The sequence below is a fragment of the Desulfofarcimen acetoxidans DSM 771 genome (assembly GCF_000024205.1).
Lineage (GTDB): Bacteria > Bacillota > Desulfotomaculia > Desulfotomaculales > Desulfofarciminaceae > Desulfofarcimen > Desulfofarcimen acetoxidans.
Genome location: NC_013216.1, coordinates 1,388,371 through 1,405,182, shown reverse-complemented (window position 1 = coordinate 1,405,182; position 16,812 = coordinate 1,388,371). Strand labels below are relative to the sequence as shown.

At 38.5% G+C, this 16,812-nt stretch carries 18 protein-coding genes and 1 pseudogene; 8 read left to right on the top strand and 11 right to left on the bottom strand.

All coding sequences use genetic code 11. The annotated features are described in order from the left end of the window. Positions 1-15: 15 nt before the first annotated feature. The gene (gene rnhA, locus DTOX_RS06665) at positions 16-480 is read right to left on the bottom strand and encodes a ribonuclease HI (RefSeq protein WP_015756964.1); all 465 of its coding nucleotides are present in this window, start codon (positions 478-480) and stop codon (positions 16-18) included. 162 nt (positions 481-642) lie between these two features. Here rnhA and DTOX_RS06660 point away from each other — a divergent pair, with 162 nt between their 5' ends. Beyond that, on the top strand, positions 643-1,296 hold the full coding sequence (locus DTOX_RS06660) for a nitrite/sulfite reductase domain-containing protein (RefSeq protein ID WP_015756963.1): 654 nt from the start codon (positions 643-645) through the stop codon (positions 1,294-1,296). Between the two features lie 168 nt (positions 1,297-1,464). Here the strand turns inward: DTOX_RS06660 and DTOX_RS06655 are convergent, their stop codons facing one another. Next, positions 1,465-3,060, bottom strand: coding sequence for a stalk domain-containing protein (locus DTOX_RS06655; protein ID WP_015756962.1), 1,596 nt, complete (start codon positions 3,058-3,060; stop codon positions 1,465-1,467). Between the two features lie 509 nt (positions 3,061-3,569). On the opposite strand from DTOX_RS06655, the gene DTOX_RS06650 reads away from it, so the two are divergent. The 3 genes from DTOX_RS06650 to DTOX_RS06640 all read left to right on the top strand — a co-directional run bounded on the left by DTOX_RS06650 (position 3,570) and on the right by DTOX_RS06640 (position 5,252). Continuing rightward, entirely contained in the window at positions 3,570-4,106 is a 537-nt protein-coding gene (locus DTOX_RS06650) for a hypothetical protein (RefSeq protein ID WP_015756961.1), read from the top strand. A 69-nt stretch (positions 4,107-4,175) separates the two neighbouring features. After that, entirely contained in the window at positions 4,176-4,781 is a 606-nt protein-coding gene (locus tag DTOX_RS06645; RefSeq protein WP_015756960.1) for a PilZ domain-containing protein, read from the top strand. A gap of 84 nt (positions 4,782-4,865) precedes the next feature. Then, complete coding sequence (locus DTOX_RS06640; RefSeq protein WP_015756959.1) at positions 4,866-5,252, top strand: YidH family protein; 387 nt, start codon at positions 4,866-4,868, stop codon at positions 5,250-5,252. Between the two features lie 104 nt (positions 5,253-5,356). On the opposite strand, the gene fusA is transcribed toward DTOX_RS06640, so the two are convergent. After that, complete coding sequence (gene fusA, locus DTOX_RS06635) at positions 5,357-7,369, bottom strand: elongation factor G (RefSeq protein WP_015756958.1); 2,013 nt, start codon at positions 7,367-7,369, stop codon at positions 5,357-5,359. Positions 7,370-7,738: 369 nt separating this feature from the next. Between fusA and spoVB the strand changes: the two genes are divergently transcribed. Further along, positions 7,739-9,289, top strand: coding sequence for a stage V sporulation protein B (spoVB, locus tag DTOX_RS06630; protein ID WP_015756957.1), 1,551 nt, complete (start codon positions 7,739-7,741; stop codon positions 9,287-9,289). A gap of 50 nt (positions 9,290-9,339) precedes the next feature. On the opposite strand, the gene surE is transcribed toward spoVB, so the two are convergent. The 3 genes from surE to folE are packed head-to-tail and all read right to left on the bottom strand — an operon-like array spanning position 9,340 to position 10,899. Beyond that, a complete protein-coding gene (gene surE / locus DTOX_RS06625) occupies positions 9,340-10,116 on the bottom strand; it encodes a 5'/3'-nucleotidase SurE (protein ID WP_015756956.1) in 777 nt (258 codons plus the stop codon). Positions 10,117-10,140: 24 nt separating this feature from the next. Then, positions 10,141-10,323, bottom strand: coding sequence for a YpmA family protein (locus DTOX_RS06620; RefSeq protein WP_015756955.1), 183 nt, complete (start codon positions 10,321-10,323; stop codon positions 10,141-10,143). A 9-nt stretch (positions 10,324-10,332) separates the two neighbouring features. Then, positions 10,333-10,899: a GTP cyclohydrolase I FolE gene (gene folE, locus DTOX_RS06615; RefSeq protein WP_015756954.1), complete on the bottom strand. Its 567-nt coding sequence runs from the start codon at positions 10,897-10,899 to the stop codon at positions 10,333-10,335. 245 nt (positions 10,900-11,144) lie between these two features. On the opposite strand from folE, the gene DTOX_RS06610 reads away from it, so the two are divergent. Then, complete coding sequence (locus DTOX_RS06610) at positions 11,145-11,534, top strand: TIGR04086 family membrane protein (RefSeq protein ID WP_015756953.1); 390 nt, start codon at positions 11,145-11,147, stop codon at positions 11,532-11,534. 75 nt (positions 11,535-11,609) lie between these two features. On the opposite strand, the gene DTOX_RS06605 is transcribed toward DTOX_RS06610, so the two are convergent. The 3 genes from DTOX_RS06605 to DTOX_RS06595 form a co-directional block, all read right to left on the bottom strand. Further along, the gene (locus tag DTOX_RS06605; protein ID WP_242652558.1) at positions 11,610-12,563 is read right to left on the bottom strand and encodes a hypothetical protein; all 954 of its coding nucleotides are present in this window, start codon (positions 12,561-12,563) and stop codon (positions 11,610-11,612) included. Between the two features lie 97 nt (positions 12,564-12,660). Continuing rightward, positions 12,661-13,629 (bottom strand): anti-sigma factor family protein, encoded by a 969-nt coding sequence (locus DTOX_RS06600; RefSeq protein ID WP_015756951.1) that lies wholly within the window; start codon positions 13,627-13,629, stop codon positions 12,661-12,663. A 1-nt stretch (position 13,630) separates the two neighbouring features. Then, positions 13,631-14,140 carry an RNA polymerase sigma factor gene (locus DTOX_RS06595; protein ID WP_015756950.1) on the bottom strand — a complete coding sequence of 170 codons (510 nt, stop codon included), beginning with the start codon at positions 14,138-14,140 and terminating at the stop codon, positions 13,631-13,633. 190 nt (positions 14,141-14,330) lie between these two features. Between DTOX_RS06595 and DTOX_RS06590 the strand changes: the two genes are divergently transcribed. Beyond that, positions 14,331-14,540 carry a hypothetical protein gene (locus DTOX_RS06590; protein WP_042315487.1) on the top strand — a complete coding sequence of 70 codons (210 nt, stop codon included), beginning with the start codon at positions 14,331-14,333 and terminating at the stop codon, positions 14,538-14,540. Then, a pseudogene (locus DTOX_RS22680) lies at positions 14,504-14,716 on the top strand (DUF4368 domain-containing protein); the annotation flags it as partial. The gene DTOX_RS06590 and the pseudogene DTOX_RS22680, both read left to right, overlap by 37 nt. 177 nt (positions 14,717-14,893) lie before the next feature. On the opposite strand, the gene DTOX_RS06585 reads toward DTOX_RS22680, so the two are convergent. After that, positions 14,894-15,745, bottom strand: a complete 852-nt coding sequence (locus DTOX_RS06585) for an FAD/NAD(P)-binding protein (protein ID WP_015756949.1) — start codon at positions 15,743-15,745, stop codon at positions 14,894-14,896. Then, positions 15,738-16,778, bottom strand: a complete 1,041-nt coding sequence (locus tag DTOX_RS06580; protein ID WP_015756948.1) for a 4Fe-4S dicluster domain-containing protein — start codon at positions 16,776-16,778, stop codon at positions 15,738-15,740. The genes DTOX_RS06585 and DTOX_RS06580 overlap by 8 nt, the downstream gene beginning before the upstream one ends. Between the last annotated feature and the right edge of the window lie 34 nt (positions 16,779-16,812).

Sequence of the window (16,812 nt, the reverse complement as noted above, 5' to 3'; positions counted from 1 at the left end):
ATTTAGCGTAAAACACTATTTTTTAAAACCTTCATCCTCTAAAAGCGCCTGTTCCTTAATTGCCCTGACAGCTAAAAAATCACAGCGGTTGTTGTAGTAGTTATCTGCATGACCCTTCACCCAGACCCAATCAACCTGGTGCTGCTCCAGCAAGGGCAGCATTCTCTCCCATAGATCAATATTTTTTGCAGCCTCCTGTTTGTTGCGCATCCAGTTATTAGCCTTCCAGCGTTTAACCCAGCCCTTGGTCATGGCATTGACCAGATACTGGCTGTCACTATAGAGTGTAACCGTGCAAGGTCTCCTTAAAGCCTCCAGACCAATAATGGCAGCTAATATCTCCATCCGGTTATTAGTCGTTTTCCGGTAAGCGGCAGACAGTTCTTTTATCTTATCCCCGTATTTTAAAACTACACCATAGCCTCCGGGACCGGGATTGCCGCTGCAGGCACCGTCAGTATATATCTCTACCTGGCTCATTTTAATCCCCACTTTCCGTTGCCGTTAACCACCATAATATACCACAGCGATATAATTAAAGTAAAACAAAATTTTAATTTATATAATGTGATCAATATCATTGAAAAATCAGAGAAAACAACTTATTATGATACTATAAATTTCAGTCGAGGAGGCAGCAATATGTCGGATAAACCAAGAGGAGCAATACTGCAGCGAGACGGTCAAACTTACGCTATCGTACCTAAAATAAAGGGAGGTCTTCTGGATCTAGCGACATTAAAAAAATTAACCGCTACAGTAGAGAAGTATAATATACCTATTGTTAAGCTTACCAGCGCCCAGAGATTGGCCCTCGTCGGCATGAAAGCGGAAGATATTGAGGCTATTTGGACTGACCTGGGCATGGAACCGGCTCCTGCTACCGGTTCGGTTGTACGTAGTGTACAAGTCTGCCCTGGCAATGCGGTATGCAAAAACGGCCAACAGAATTCTTTGCAGCTTGGGATTAAAATTGATGAAATGTTCTCCGGTAAAGCACTGCCCGGCAAAGTAAAAATCGGTGTTTCCGGTTGTCCTTTAAGTTGCGCCGAACCCAAAGTGCGTGATATCGGTCTTTTAGGTAAAGCCGCCGGCTGGACCCTGGTTGCAGGCGGCAGCGCCGGAGCACGTCCCAGAATTGCCGATCAGATTACAGAAGGTCTGACTGATGAACAAGCTCTAGAATTAATTAGTAAAATAATTGAAGTATACGGCGAACAGGCTAAAAAAGGTGAGAGAATTGGCAATCTCATCGAACGTATTGGTTTAGATGAATTCAAAAAACTGCTGCTGTAGTCAAATATAAATTTGCACTCACATTAAACAATGACTTATCCACAGAGCCATCATAAGCATAATTTCTGGAGTAAAACAAACCCGTACCACTTTATCTTAGGTGATACGGGTTTGTTTTAAGATTTTATAAGCTATGTCTTGCTTTTCAATCAATCCATTAACTAAATTCTATTCCTGGGCTTTTATAATATACAAGTTGCCACCTGACAGGTTAATAGAAACACCCAACTCTTGCGATATGAAATCCATTAAAACCATGGTGCTATTGTTTTCAACATATGGCGCCATCTCAAGTTCTTTTTCTTGACCGTTGACAGTATAAGTCTTTTGGTTCACAAACAAAGTAATAACCTTGTTCTTACCGGTAATACTAATTTCATTGGGCTCAATCCAATTAACTTGATAACCTAAAGCCTCGGAAATAATTCTTACAGGCAGCATAATGCCTTTTTCAGCTATTTTAGGATTCACGGGGCAATCGATTCTTTTCCCGTCAATAAAAATATCCTTTACCTGTTGATTCGTTTTGCCTGGAGCCGGCATTATATCTGTAATATTTATACTGTTAGAGGTATTTAATTCCGGTACTTTTATTTGTAAAGCCTGATTTATTTTATCTTTTGATTTAATGGTTGCTCCGATATCAAAATAAACCTCTCCTGCGGCATTGTCTTTGGCAGTAAGATCCAGCTTCATGTCTGACGTTGCGCTGCTGGCTTTGTAATTAAAAGCCCCGGAAACGCTGCCGTCCAGAGTTTTTCTCTTGTCATCTTCAAAATTGATTTTGATTAGATATGAGCCATCGTAATTATCTTTATTAGTGACAGACTTAGATAAAATATCTATACTGCCTTTCACGGATTGATCAGGGGCCTTGATTGCCATGTTTATTTCAAAATTACCCGTTCCATAAGTTTGCAGTGAACAAGAATAAAGCAGACTGACATCTAAAAAACTGCCTATAGCGTGTATTTCCTCCCTGGTCGGAGGTGAGATCTCCGCAAAACCGGAAATTATTAAATTTCTAGCAGCCTCGGGGTTAAGTCCCTGAGCCTCAAAAGTATATTTATTGATTTTATAGATAATGTCAGCAAACCTTTCCTTTTCATTAAACACCTTGGTTACCAAACAGTAGAGCACATCTTCAAAACCTGACTGGTCCAGTTTAATGGTTATTTCGCCTGATGACTGGTTAATATACTTGTCCGGTATAGCTTCAACAATAAAGAGCATAAAATCCTGATACTCGACGGGCAACTTCTGGGACTGGTAGCTTTGCATCTGCTCCCAAACAGGTTTTAACTGGCCGCTTATCATATAAAGGTAATCAGGACCTTGTTCTAACAAAGGAAAACTGTCTAACTCATCAATATTAAAGTTCTTAATTAACGAGATAATATCCTTGCTGAAGATAATCCTGTCTTCGGTCAAGTAGATATCACCTTTACAGCTATTTTTTTGTATATTTGCATCATAGTTTAGTTTAATAGCCTTATTGGGTTCGTCCAATTGTACATTAAAGGCAATTTTACTACCCGTATAGTCACCGGCTTGCTCCTTAACAGTGCCATTAAACTTATTGATTTCTAAACTGATATCACTTGACGTCTTATTATAGAAATCCTTATTAAATGGTAATTTATAATTATTAATTTTATCAATAAGTAAGTCTTTAGCCGACAGCAACGCTGCAGATGAGGAAAATACTGCGCTAAAGCATAAGAGCAAACTGAGGAAAATAATAATAAACGGTTTGACTTTCAAAACGGCAACCCTCCTGATATTTATTTGCCTGAAGAAATCCTGCGCATTAAAACTGGCGTTAACAACTATGTCGCTTTATATTTCTTTCACCCCGCTTTCTTTCTTAGAGATAACTTTAAAAAATTTCTTTTGGTACTTTAGCTTTATGCAGGAAACTGCTGCCATATGTTGAAATATAAATTATCTGTATGTTTATTATACTACCATTTTAATGTTATTAAAACAAGATCATGGGGATAAAACTGTTGTTTAGGGCAGTAAAAGGTGTTTAGCTGCTTTCAAAAGAAATATTAATAAATAATCTTGTCAATCATTAATCAATAAGTGCCGTTAGCAATTTACGGCACTTATTGATTAATGATTGACTTTGTTGCCAATTGATTTTCCAACCGGGTAAAGTATAAAAATGAGACTTAAGTGAAACATTCATATTAATAACAATTAAAATCAAGTAAATCTTTATTATCGTTTCCTAAAATTAGGGTATTTAAAGCAGGAGGTCTATGTGAATGAATAAGAAAAAGGAAATGAGAAATTTAAGTCTGGTGAGGAAATGGTTCTTATTTCTTTTAATAGCCCCCGGTGCCTTTTTGATTATTTGGTTTTATATACAATCCGGTCAAAATAAGACACCTGATACAGGCTCGATTCCTCAAAATTTTATAGATGGTGGTATGGAAACAAGTTTTCATGATGTTATAGTAAGAGCAGGAGATTCCCCCTTGGCTATTACTTCTGACAGCATAAAATTGCCTCTTAATAATGTAACTGTGGAACCGGCATTTACCTTAATGGCTGTCCCTGTTTATATATCAAAACCAGAATATAAAATAAGATGGTTGTTAATCGATGAAAAAGGAAGGACCTATAATCCACTGCCTGTAGAGCAAAGCGCAATTAAGGAGTTAATCAATTCGAAAGTCAAGCTTAACAGTGTTCCTCAACAATACCTGTTATTCAAACCAAAAGAAGGAGAAAAATATTATTATTTAGTTGCTAATACTAAAGATAAGAAGATTAACTGGAGGTTTACGTTAAACCCATAGCATTTGCTCTGGGCATATTAACTTTTGATTACGTTATATTCTCGCAACTCTTGAAATGGAGGAATTAGATTGATCTATGGTAAAGATATTTTAGTGGTCAACCATAAAATTTGTATTACACCTGCTAATCAATATACTCACGAAGCAATTATCACAAGCATCGAAGAAAACATATTTTGGATTAATTTTCCAAACTATAACAAACAACCTTTATTTCTAACAATAAAACAAAATGTTGAGATAAGTGCGGCTTTAAAATTAGGTTTATATACGAGCAATACAACCTTAGAAAAGATTAATAACGACAGTAAAAAGTTCTATGGCTTTTTAATACCTGATAATTTTATTAAAACCAGAGAGAGAAAATACAGAAGATCACTTTATTCTAATAATCTTATTTTTAACGCGGAAAATCTTACAGCCTTTACAACTATGATTGATTTTTCCGCCGGAGGTGTTCAGGTATATTTAACTCCTGAATTAGAAAATATTATAAATTCAAAGCATAAAATGTTTGTTTCTTTACAAATTGAAAATAGCAGTTTTTATAGCGAAGTGCGTTTATCATGGCAGAACAAAACCAAAAATATACCTGTTGCTGGCTTTGAATTTATTAATAATGATAATTTACCCAGAGGTAAAATAGCAAATTTATCTATTAAATATACAACTTGATATATGGAAAGACATGCGCATGAGAATTTTTCTATTATAAAATTGTTTACATAAAGTACACAGAACTTTTTTGGAGAGGATATAGTGAGGGAAAAAAATCCGCACAGTAAATTGCCTTTTAAAGATAGATTACAGTTGCATATGGCAAATGAAAGAACTTTTTTAGCCTGGACACGCACTGCCCTGAATATGATTGCCATAGGATTTCTTGTATTTAGATTTAATTTAACCGGATCATCGATTATCTTAGAAAACAAGTTGAACTGGTCAAAATCAGCAGTATATGGTTCATTACTTATTATGCTGGGTGTAGTGATAAATCTGGTAGCAACAACCCGTTTTTTATTCTTCAGAAAAGAAATAGAAAAAGGTGAAGGTATTTTCCCTTACACAATAGATTTGATCATGACTGCTTCTGTCGTACTTATAGCCATTGTTTTAATAGCTTTTAGCCAGAATGCAATCAGATGATTTAATTTAGAAACAAAAAACCCGCACCACCTCTATGGTGATACGGGTTTCTTTTTGGTATTTGACTTAACTGTTGCTGCCCTTTCGGGTCAGTTGCTTTGTATTTATCTGCTCTCTTCTTTTTCCGCCTTAGCCTTTTTAATAATATCTTCTGCCAGGCGGGCCGGTACTTCATCATAGCCGGAAAAACTCATATTAAAGGAACCGCGTCCCTGTGTCATAGACTTCAAGTCAATAGCATAACGATACATTTCCGAAAGGGGAACAGTAGCCATAATCTTAGTCAAGCCTTCTACCTGCTCACTGCCCAGTACTCTGCCCCGCTTTGTATTGAAATCACTGATAATGTCACCCATAAAATTGTCAGGAACAAGTACTTCCACACTCATAACCGGCTCCAACAGTGCCGGAGAAGCCTTTTCGCAACCCTTCTTAAAAGCTAAAGATGCTGCAATTTTAAAAGCCATTTCCGAAGAGTCTACCGGGTGGTAAGAACCGTCGTACAAAGTAGCCTTCAGACCGGTTACCGGGTAACCCGCCAAGACACCTTCCGACATAGCTTCACGCAGGCCTTTCTCCACCGCGGGGAAATAATTCCTGGGTACTGCGCCACCAAAAACTTCTTCTGAGAATACAAATTCATCATCTGTAGATTCAAAACGAATCCAAACATGTCCAAACTGGCCTCTGCCACCGGATTGTTTTTTATGTTTTCCTTCCACTTCAACCTTACCGCGAATAGTTTCCCTGTAGGGAACTTTAGCATCGCTTAAGGTTACATCAACGCCATATTTATTCTTAAGCCTGTCCACAATGATATTAACATGCAGTTCGCCCATGGCTGTTAACAGAGTTTGCTTAGTTTCAGTATTTTTCTCCAGCTTTAAGGTAGGATCCTCATCCAGGATTTTAGACATGGCATCACTGAGCTTATCCTCGTCATTTTTACTCTTAGGATTAACTGCCGCGGTAAGAGTCGGAATAGGAAACTCTATACCTTCCAATACGACGGGATTATCCTTATCGCAAAGCGTATCACCTGTTGTGGTATCGTGAAGTTTTACCAGCACAGCAATATCACCTGTTGGCACTGCATCGGTAGCAGCAGTTGATTTGCCCCGTAAATAAAGCACCTGGCCAATTTTTTCATTAGCTTCTTTAACGCTGTTGTAAACAACTGAATCTGCTTTAAGCTTACCTTTAAATACTTTAAAAAAGTTCATTTTTCCAACATAAGGGTCACCAATAGTTTTAAACACAAGAGCTGCCATAGAGCCTTCTTCTTCCTGCGGTGCCGGGAAAAATTCCGCTATAAAGCTTGACAATTGAGCAACGCCCATATTTTTAGTAGCTGAACCACTTAAGACAGGCACTATTTTACCGTCGGCCAAAGACTTTTTAAACCCGCTTATGATTTCTTCCGGGGTGAGTTCTTCACCTTCCAGGTACTTCATGGTCAATTCGTCATCACTTTCGGCCGCAGCTTCAATCAAAGCCTCCCGATAACCGGCAACCGTATCAAGCAAACTCTCAGGTATGGGTATCTCTTTGCCTTTGCCGTCTCCGCTGTAGGCTTTTCCTCTGAGAACATCCACCACACCGGAAAATTTGTCAAAAGATCCTATAGGTATTTGAACCGGAACAAAATTAACATTAAACTTTTCTTTAAGTTCGTCTACTACTTTGTCAAAATCAGCATTTTCCCGATCCATCTTATTTATAAAAACCAGACGGGGCAACTCTTCTTTATTAGTAAAACCCCAGATAATTTCATGCTGAACTTCCACACCATCAACAGCAGAAACAACAAACAAGGCACCTTCTGCTACACGCAGAGCCCCTTTAACGTCAACAATAAAATCTGAGAAACCAGGTGTGTCTAAAAGATTTATCTTGGTATTTTCCCATTCAACCGGCACTATGCTGGTATGTATTGTTAACTGGCGGTTAATTTCTTCCGGATGGTAATCAGCAGTGGTGGTACCGTCTTCAACACGACCCAAACGAGATAATAACCCGGTATTAAACAGCATGGCCTCTACCAGGGATGTTTTTCCGGATCCCCCGTGCGCCACTACTGCAACGTTACGCAGCTGTGTGGTTTGATAGTTTTTCAAAGCTGTTGCCTCCTTTGTAAATAATGGTTTCCATATAACTATCCTTCTATACTTCTTAAGAGCCAAACTTGGGGAATAATGGTTTTATAATTTGAAGCTTATTTTTCTTTTAAAAATTACCCAAAATTTGTTCCGATACGGATAGATATAATTTTAGACTAATCCATTTCCTATTCTACATCTAGATGCCTAAATCCTTGTAGATACTAGCTTTTTAATAATTTTTTTTGCTTAGTCATAAAGATAAAATTACCTTAAAAAAGAATTCTTAAGGACAAGAATTCTTAGTTAAAATTTTTGAATACATAGCTTCCCACTGCTGGACATACATATATTTTGAAGTATACATCGTGGAAAGGAAAAAATCAAATGACACGTCAATCATTTATTTACGGGGCGATGGTTTTATTAGCCGCAGCCCTGATTAACCGCATCATCGGGTTTATATATCAAATTATTATGATTCGATTGATTCAACCTGAGGGCATCGGCCTTTTTAACATGGTTTACCCAATTTATGTACTGGTACTGGTCGTAGCTACTGCCGGCATACCCCTGTCTATTTCTAAACTGGTAGCCGAAGAAACGGCCCGTCATAACTTTGCCGGCGCCCGTAATATTTTTCATGTGTCTTTGTTTTATTTAACAGCATTTAGTCTATTATGCACTGCTGGAATAGTTTGGGCCGCTCCTTTATTATTAAAATATATTTTCCCAAATCCCAAGGTTTATTATAGTTTTCTGTGTTTAGTCCCCGGAATTATTATTGTTTCAATATGTTCTGCTTTCCGAGGATATTTCCAGGGGCTTCAACGCATGACACCCACAGCTGCAACACAAACAATTGAGCAATTAGTCAGAATAACCATAGGACTTGCCGCCGCTTACCTGCTGCTGCCGCGCGGACTGGAGTATGCGGCTATCGGGGTTTCATTAGGTGTAGTGTGCGGTGAGCTCTCAGGCTTTTTGTTAATGCTGATCATATATTTTCAGCATCGCCCTTATTTGCAGCATAAAAGGCAAAAAACCAGCTTGGAATTTGCCGCAAACAGCAAGAGGATTTTTCACCTGGCCGCACCTATTACATTAACCAGATTTGTAGCTACAGGATTAATGTCACTGGAAGCTATATTAATACCCCAACAGCTTCAGGCAATAGGCTTATCTCTTAAAGCATCTACTTCAATCTATGGTCAATTAGCCGGGATAGCTGAAACACTTCTATTCACACCCACCGTTATTACTATTTCACTGGCCACAGCTCTGGTTCCCGCTATTTCTGATGCCATGGCACAAAACAACATTACAATGGTTCACAACAGAATAAACAAGTCACTGCGTATTACAATTCTTACAGGCCTGCCCAGCGCAGCTGTTTTAGCGGTACTGGCTAATGAAATCTGCGGCATTCTTTTCGGTTATTCTGAAACCGGTTTTATTCTCAGCCTTCTGGCTTTGGGAGGACCGTTTTTATATTTTACACAAACCACTACCGGTATTCTACAAGGTCTGGGCAATGCAACCAAACCATTCAAGAATATGGTTGCAGCTTCTTTATTCAAAATTTTCGGCATTTATTATTTTACGGGCTTATGGGGTATCAGGGGGGCTGCCATATCATTGTCTGCCAGCTATTTAATTATGGCTGTTATGAATTATCTTGATTTACAATATCTTACAGGATATAAATTAAATCCTGTGATTCATTTATTCAAACCCTTTCTGGCAGTGACAGGTATGGCATATTTTATGTGGCAGGCTAATATTTATATAAATCATCACCACACCATTAATCTCTTTAGCTTAATTTTTATTTTATTATGCGGAACGGTGGTATATTTAAGCCTGCTCGTTGCCACCAAAACTATAGATATGGATGACTTTAAGCAAATTACCGGATTTTTAAAACCCAGGTTTTAAAATATTATATATAAAGAGCAGCCCATATCCTAAAAAAGAATTGAGGGATGCTAGTCCCTCAATTCTTTTACCCATTTATTAAGATTCTCTATTTCATCAAAATGAGTTAGATTAAAGTGGATTGGAGTTATGGAGATAAAATTATCTTTAACGGCTTTTGAATCTATATCCAGCAAACCCGTTTCCACATCTATAGGTTCGCCGGCCAACCAGTAATAAACCTTGCCTCTGGGATTAGTTCTCTTCTCAAAGCAGTTAACATATCGCCTGAGTCCCAACTGGGTAACTTTAACACCCGACGGTTTACCGGCGGGCACATTAATATTGAGCATTACCCCCGGATACATACCGGTACTGATAAAATTACTGACCATGTTTTCAGTAAAACCAACCGCGCAGCTAAAATCCTCAACTAGATCAGGCTCAAGACAATCATTGTTGGCCAGTGAAACAGCAATCGCCGGTATACCGTTAATAACGCCTTCAATAGCGGCGGAAACAGTTCCCGAGTATAGAACATCGGTACTCAGGTTTGATCCGTTGTTGATGCCGGAAATGATTAAATCAGGCCGGGCAGGCAATAACTCATCTATACCTAGCTTCACACAATCAGCAGGAGTTCCGCTAATCGACCAGGCGACAACATCCTTACACAAATGCATTTCTGTTACCATTAAGGGCCTATATACTGTAATACCGTGACCTGTTGAACTTCTCTCCCGATCCGGAGCAACAACAAACACTTCTGCTGTTTTGCTTAATCTCTCTGCTAAAGTTTTTATTCCTTTAGCATTGATCCCGTCATCATTACTTAAAAGAAGACGCATTTTTCCCTCCGGCACCAAGTATTTTTATGTTTCATAAATGGATATTGTCACTTCTTTAGTATTACTGTTTTTAGTTAAACCAAACATAACGTTTTTTTCTTTAAGTGTTTTATTCAGGAAATCAACCACTTTGTACATCTGATCATACTCTTTAAAGCTTTTGGCAGCAATTAATTCTAATTTAGGTCCATCGCTTCCCTTAATCATTGGGACCCCCTAATTTAATGTTCTGATTAATGCAAAGGCCTCTGCTCTGGTAGCATCGTTGCTTTTAAAAGCACCACGCACAGCAGATGTAACAGTTTTTGAGCCGGGTTTTTTAATACCACGCAAGGTCATACACATATGCTCAGCCTCAACAACAACTATAACTCCGTAAGGATTTAAATGCTTCATTATACAATCAGCAATTTGTGAAGTCAAGCGTTCCTGCAATTGTGGCCTTTTGGCATAGGAATCTACTACACGGGCCAGCTTAGACAGACCGGTCACTCTACCTTTATGCGGAATATAAGCAACATGTGCCTTGCCAAAAAAAGGAAGGAGGTGGTGCTCACACATAGAGGAAAATGCTATGTCTTTAACTAAAACCAATTCCTCGTGCTCCTCATTAAAAATTTTTCGCAAGTGTATATTAGGATCCTCAGATAAACCGCAAAAAACTTCTTTATACATTCTGGCAACCCGGGCGGGGGTTTCTAATAGACCTTCTCTTTCGGGATCTTCACCAATAGCTTCTAAGATCATATATACAGCCTTTTCAATCTTTTCTTGGTCGATCATTGCTTCCCCTCCTAATTTATCTGACCCCTTTGTTAATATACCTTAAAAATCAACCTGTAGCAATATAATTACTCTGACTATATTTATTTCGCCACATTTTATCAACGTCCTGCATGAAATAAACAAAATTGCGCGACAAAATAGAATTTTTTTAAATTTAGGTTCATATCAATGGTTATAAAGTCATAAATTACAGCTCAGAACATAGAAATATATAAAGAATTGATAAAGGGAGGTTTTTTTATATGTCCTTTAACCAGGATTCCGCAGCATTTATTCAGATTACCGCTGTACTCAAGAGTACCCTTGTGGCGCTTATGTTTTCCACTGTTCTAATTGCTTTATTAGGCCTGATTATTTATTATTCAGATATATCCGAAACAACCATTCCCTGGATAAGCGCCGGCATAATCTTCTTAAGTGTTACTTGTGGCGGACTATTCGCCGGTAAAATGAGCGGCACAAAAGGCTTGCTGCATGGCCTGTCTGTCGGTATTCTCTTTTTCTTAATCATCTGGTTAGCTTCAGCCTTAATCTTACCGGGACATATTTTGTTGTTATCTTCCTTGCATAAATTATTATTATCTCTCACTTCCGGCGCTCTCGGGGGAGTCCTGGGTGTTGGTTCCGCTTAACCTGCAGTGTCATCTCAAGACCCAAAAGCATTAAAACGCGTAGCTAAACAATTTAAATAGCCCCATAAAACTTTATTATTTGACTATATCATCCAAATCTACTTGATAATACTTGTCTTCAAATAACAAAGTATGAGTAAGTTTATCATAAACCATAAAGTTTTGGCCTACATTTTGGGCGGAACCCTTTTTAAAAAGTTCAATCCCATAAATGTTCATCTCTTCCTTGGGGATCCATCCATCTAAAGCTTTTTTAATTCGATTAACCCCTTCTGTATCCTGATTGATTAAGTTATCAGTTTTTAAGGAATTAACCAACACTTGAAAGTCATTAGGGGTTAACAGCCTTTCCTTTTCCTCACCTTTATTTCCCTTATTAATTGTCACGTAATTTATCACTCCAGCCCGGTCATAATTATTGATATCAGCTAATTCATCAAATACCTTTTTTAATAAATTCTCAAGTTCAGGATTGCTATAGTAAGCTATTCTTTCGCCTGCAACATGCTCTTCAAACATTCCCTGGACATAGCTTAATATTTTTGAGTACCATTCACCGGCCACCTCATAATCAATCCACATTGTTAAATAGTGAGAACCCTGCTTTTGTTCTTCACCGTCAACCACTTCCTTTAATTCCATTTTCCCGATTGCTTTCCCAAAGTCCTCTAGATATGGCTCCGTAATATAACCAGATTTATTTACACCACCTGCTGATGACGAACCAGCAGCAAACATAATAGAACTGCCTTTACTATTTGGTGCAATTACAATTTTCACAGGAGTAGTTCCTTCCATCTTGGCCACCAAATTTACAGCATGGACTCTAAATATACCTGCAATCATAAGTGGTGCCAAAATCAGTAAAATACTTGCTGTCACATAACTTTTTTTATGAAGCTTAAAACTTCTTTTTTCTACAATGATATTAAACAATAGATAAGCAAGAATAGCAAACACTACCATTCCCATAATATTTACATATATATCCGGAAGGTGGCGGTCGTTAATGGGCGGCAATACTCTCAACAGATTATCCCGGATAAGATCGCGGAAGAGGGATATACTCGAGTAATACCCCAAAAGGCCCGCCCCAATTATTGTGAATGCTTTATCCCGTAAAACCTTAGTCATTTTGTATCCCTCCTAATACTCTATTAATATATTCCAGTTTTTCAGGTGGAATTTGATAGGCGTTACCATCTCTCACAACCATTTCTCCACTATCGTTGTCCACAAAAATTGGAATTGTTCCTCCCCCGGAGAAATTTACTAACATTTCATAACCATTCTTCCCTTGGGGATAAATCTTTTTCCCGACTTTTTCTGCCTCGGATATTATAGTTATCAGCCTAGCATATTTTTCATTCATTAGTGCATCATTATCAATTGTTATCAGCCATGATGTATTGTTTTCTTCTATGGTATAAACGGTCATGGCGTTAATCCCCTCAAGATTATTAATTTTTCCTAATGCATGATTATATGTGCCGTAAAGAATACCAATCCAAACCAGCAAAATAATCAGCCAGGTTGCTGCGAACTTAATAATATGTTTGCGGGGGAAAACCCTTTTATCACTCAGTAGATAACCGATAATTACAGCAATAAATGATGCAATTATTGACGGCGTTACGGTAGTTGCCAAAATGTCCAGCATTGGATGATAAGGAAAAAGGCCCATTTTCCCCTGATAATGATAACCCCCCCCTTCCCAAAACAGTGGGACATTTCCTGAAAAGAAAATGCTTAAAACAAATTCCGCCAGTTTATAAGGCAAAGCCATAACTGCCTTCGTTAAGAAAAAATTATCCAAAGTATAAAATCTGGAGAATAACCCCAAGGTAAATCCTAAAAGGCCATATAGGGTAATTCGCCTCATCCCTTTTATCCTGGCTTTTATTTTACTAACTAAGACTTTGTCTTCCACATCCGGTGTCTCCGTCTCCAAATTCAGCTTATTATCAAGATAATTATCTAGTTTTGCCTGGCACTCCTTACAGCTCTCCAAGTGTTTTTCCATGGCTTCCATCTCCTTCTTGGGGAGTTTTTCTTCTAAATAATCTTTTATTTTTTCTATATAAGCACAGGGCATTTTAGAGATCCTCCATTTCCTTATAAATTCTCTGAAACTCTTTTCTCGCTCTAAAAATTCCAGTCTTAACGGCGTTTAACTCCATTTCTGTAATACCGCTTATTTCCTTATAGGATAAATTCTGAATATCCCGCAGAATTAAAAGTATTCGATATTTTTCATTCATTTTATTTAATGTCTTTTCTATAAGCTTCTTAGTTGCACTATTAACAGCATGTTCTTCGGGGCCCATACCCCTGTCTTCTAATTCATTAGCAAAAATTTCTATGTTGTCAATTGCCAATTCTTTTTTTCGGGTTCGAACATGGCCAAGATATGTATTCTTTGCTATTTTATAAATCCACGTCTTAAAGCTGGACCTGCTCTCAAATTTGGCAATGTTTAAGTATACCTTTAAAAAAACATCCTGGCATATTTCCTCAGCTACCGCCCTATCTCCGGCAAGATAAAAAATATAAGCGAATATAGGTCCTTTATATTTCTGATATAAAGTAGAAAATTCAGCATTCAAAATAAATCTTTCCTTTCACAGGTTACCGGTAAACCCATTTCACAATTATAGACTCTTCTGCTATTAAAAAGTTACAAAAACAAGAGACTTTTTCAAAGTCTCAGCAAAACGGAACTATATTTGTTTGTTCCAATTACAAAAGCAACACAGGAACATGCTCCGTTCATTTCATAAGGGAAGTTTAAAGTACGTGAGGCAGTTTGAGCAGGTATTTGTCAAGCAAGTAAGCAAGAAATCCGCTGATGAACAAAAGAGGCTGAGCAGAGGAATTTACAGAACAAAGTATTTGATTTACCAAGAGAACTATCTGCGGAAGAACAGCAGGCAGAAGATACCGATCAGTTTCTTGAAACAGTCAGAAAATATACAGATATACAAGAGATTACGCCAACAATTCTAAATGAGTTTATCTCGAAGATTATCATCCATTCACCTAACAAAAGCAGTGGTAAACGTAAGCAGAAAGTAGAGATTGTCTATAATGGCGTGGGCATACTGAATATACCTGAATTAACCGATGAAATGCTCAAAAAACAGACAGACGGCGTAGCCTCCCGGCCACACCGTCTTCTATAAAACTAAAACTTCCTTACGACATACCCTCTTTTCTCCGGTGTTTTTATTATTTAGACAAGAAAGTCGCCTTGAGCGACTTTCTTGCAGCCATAGACACTCGTGATCCTCGGAAATTATGCAATATTAACCTTAATTTATCCACAAATCCATCATAAGCATAATTTCCCGAAGTATAAATTAAAATTCCGGCGGCAGTTCCTTCAGCTGCTTCAATGTAAAAACAGGACCGTCCAGGCATACATACTTGCTGCCGATATTGCAGCGGCCGCACTTACCAATACCGCATTTCATTTTCATCTCCAAGGTGGTAATAATTCTCTCCTCAGTAAAACCCAGTCTTTGCAGGCTCATCAAAATAAATTTAATCATCACCGGAGGACCACAGGTAATAGCAACCTTATTATTTGATACTGGCTTTATTTCTTCCAGGTAGGCCGGTACAAAACCGACATGACCGCTCCATTCCGGCTCTTCCCGGTCAATAGTCGTATATACCCTGGTGTCCTTGCAGGCAGTCCATTTATTAAATAAATCCTCTTTAAAGCATATATCCGCCATGGACCTGGCACCGTAAAGAATCTCCACATTTCCATAGTCACTGCGGTTTTCCTCAGCCAACACATAATCAATTAGAGAGCGCAGCGGGGCCAGGCCGATACCGCCGCCCACAAACAGCAAATTCTTACCTTTCATCTCATCAAGGGGAAAACCGTTTCCGTAAGGCCCGCGCACAGCAACCTTGGCACCTGCCTCTATTTCATGCAAAACAGAAGTCAGCCGGCCTACCTTTTTGATACTGAATTCCAAGAAACCTTTAACAGTGGGTGAAGAGGTAATAGATATAGTTGCCTCCCCTTCACCAAAAACTGAAATAAGCGCTACCTGGCCTGGCTTGTGGGCAAAACTTTGTACTGCCAACGGATCATCAAAAACCACTTGAAAGGTTTTCACATCACCTGTCTCTCTCCTGATGCTTGCAATTGTGGCTATATTAGGCAGCAAAGGATTACCGCCGGTTAAATCAGTCATCCTTAACTACCTCCCTGATATGAGTTATTATTTGACTGATATCTATATTTACGGGACACTTGGCAATGCACCTGCCGCAGCCACTGCACCCGTCCAGATTATATCGATCCAGATGGTATTTAAGTTTATGCATAAATCTGTTTCGAACACGCTCCACTCTGGTTGGCCTGGGATTATGTCCACCGGCCATTTTAGTAAAACCGGGAAACATACAGGAATCATGGCAGCGGTAGCGACTGCCGGTTGCGTCAGGCCGGCTGGTGTCAATCATATTAAAACAATGACAGGTAGGACAAACAAAAGTGCATATGCCGCAGCCGATACATTTAGCCGCCAATTCCTCCCAGTAAGGGTGTTCAAAATTCTTATCCAGTATTTCTTTTACCCCCGATAAATCAGGCTCGCGCAGAAAAGCGCCTGCCAGTTTATCTCTTAACAGCTTTTTTTCTGATATAGCCTTATCCACTGACTCATCACTAAAAAACCCGCCGGCATTCTCAAGCAGACCGGCGCCTTTATCAGTCAGGATTTCTACCAAAAAACAATTTTCTAAACCTGTCAGCATTAAATCGGCACCTGACCCATCAGTTGGATCTGTACCAAAGGACTTGCAAAAACAGGTAGGCATTACCTCCTGGCAACTTAAACCGATAAGTATAGTTCTTTCCCTTTTCGGACCATAATAACTGTCCGGGAAATTACCGTTAAAAACCGGGTCAAGCATTGACATGCCATTGATATCACAAGGTCTTAAGCCAAATATAACCATGTTTTCAGCTTGTCTTGATTCTTTAATCTCAATTCCCCCATTTTCTGCAGAAAAAGAAAATAAATTCTCCGCAGGTGGGAAAAAATAATTTTTAGGAGGTATAACAGTATTAGTATAGTTTAGATTTATCTCGGAAGCTTGATAAACCCTCTTAAATTGACTAAAACTCTCATCTTCTGAGACAGGCGCCATCAGGTTATGTTTACTGGCAAGGTAGTCCAAAAAGCCAGATATTTTATCCTTCTCTAAAACTTTGTATTGCATCTGTCAACCATCTCATTTCCGGTAATAGATTTGA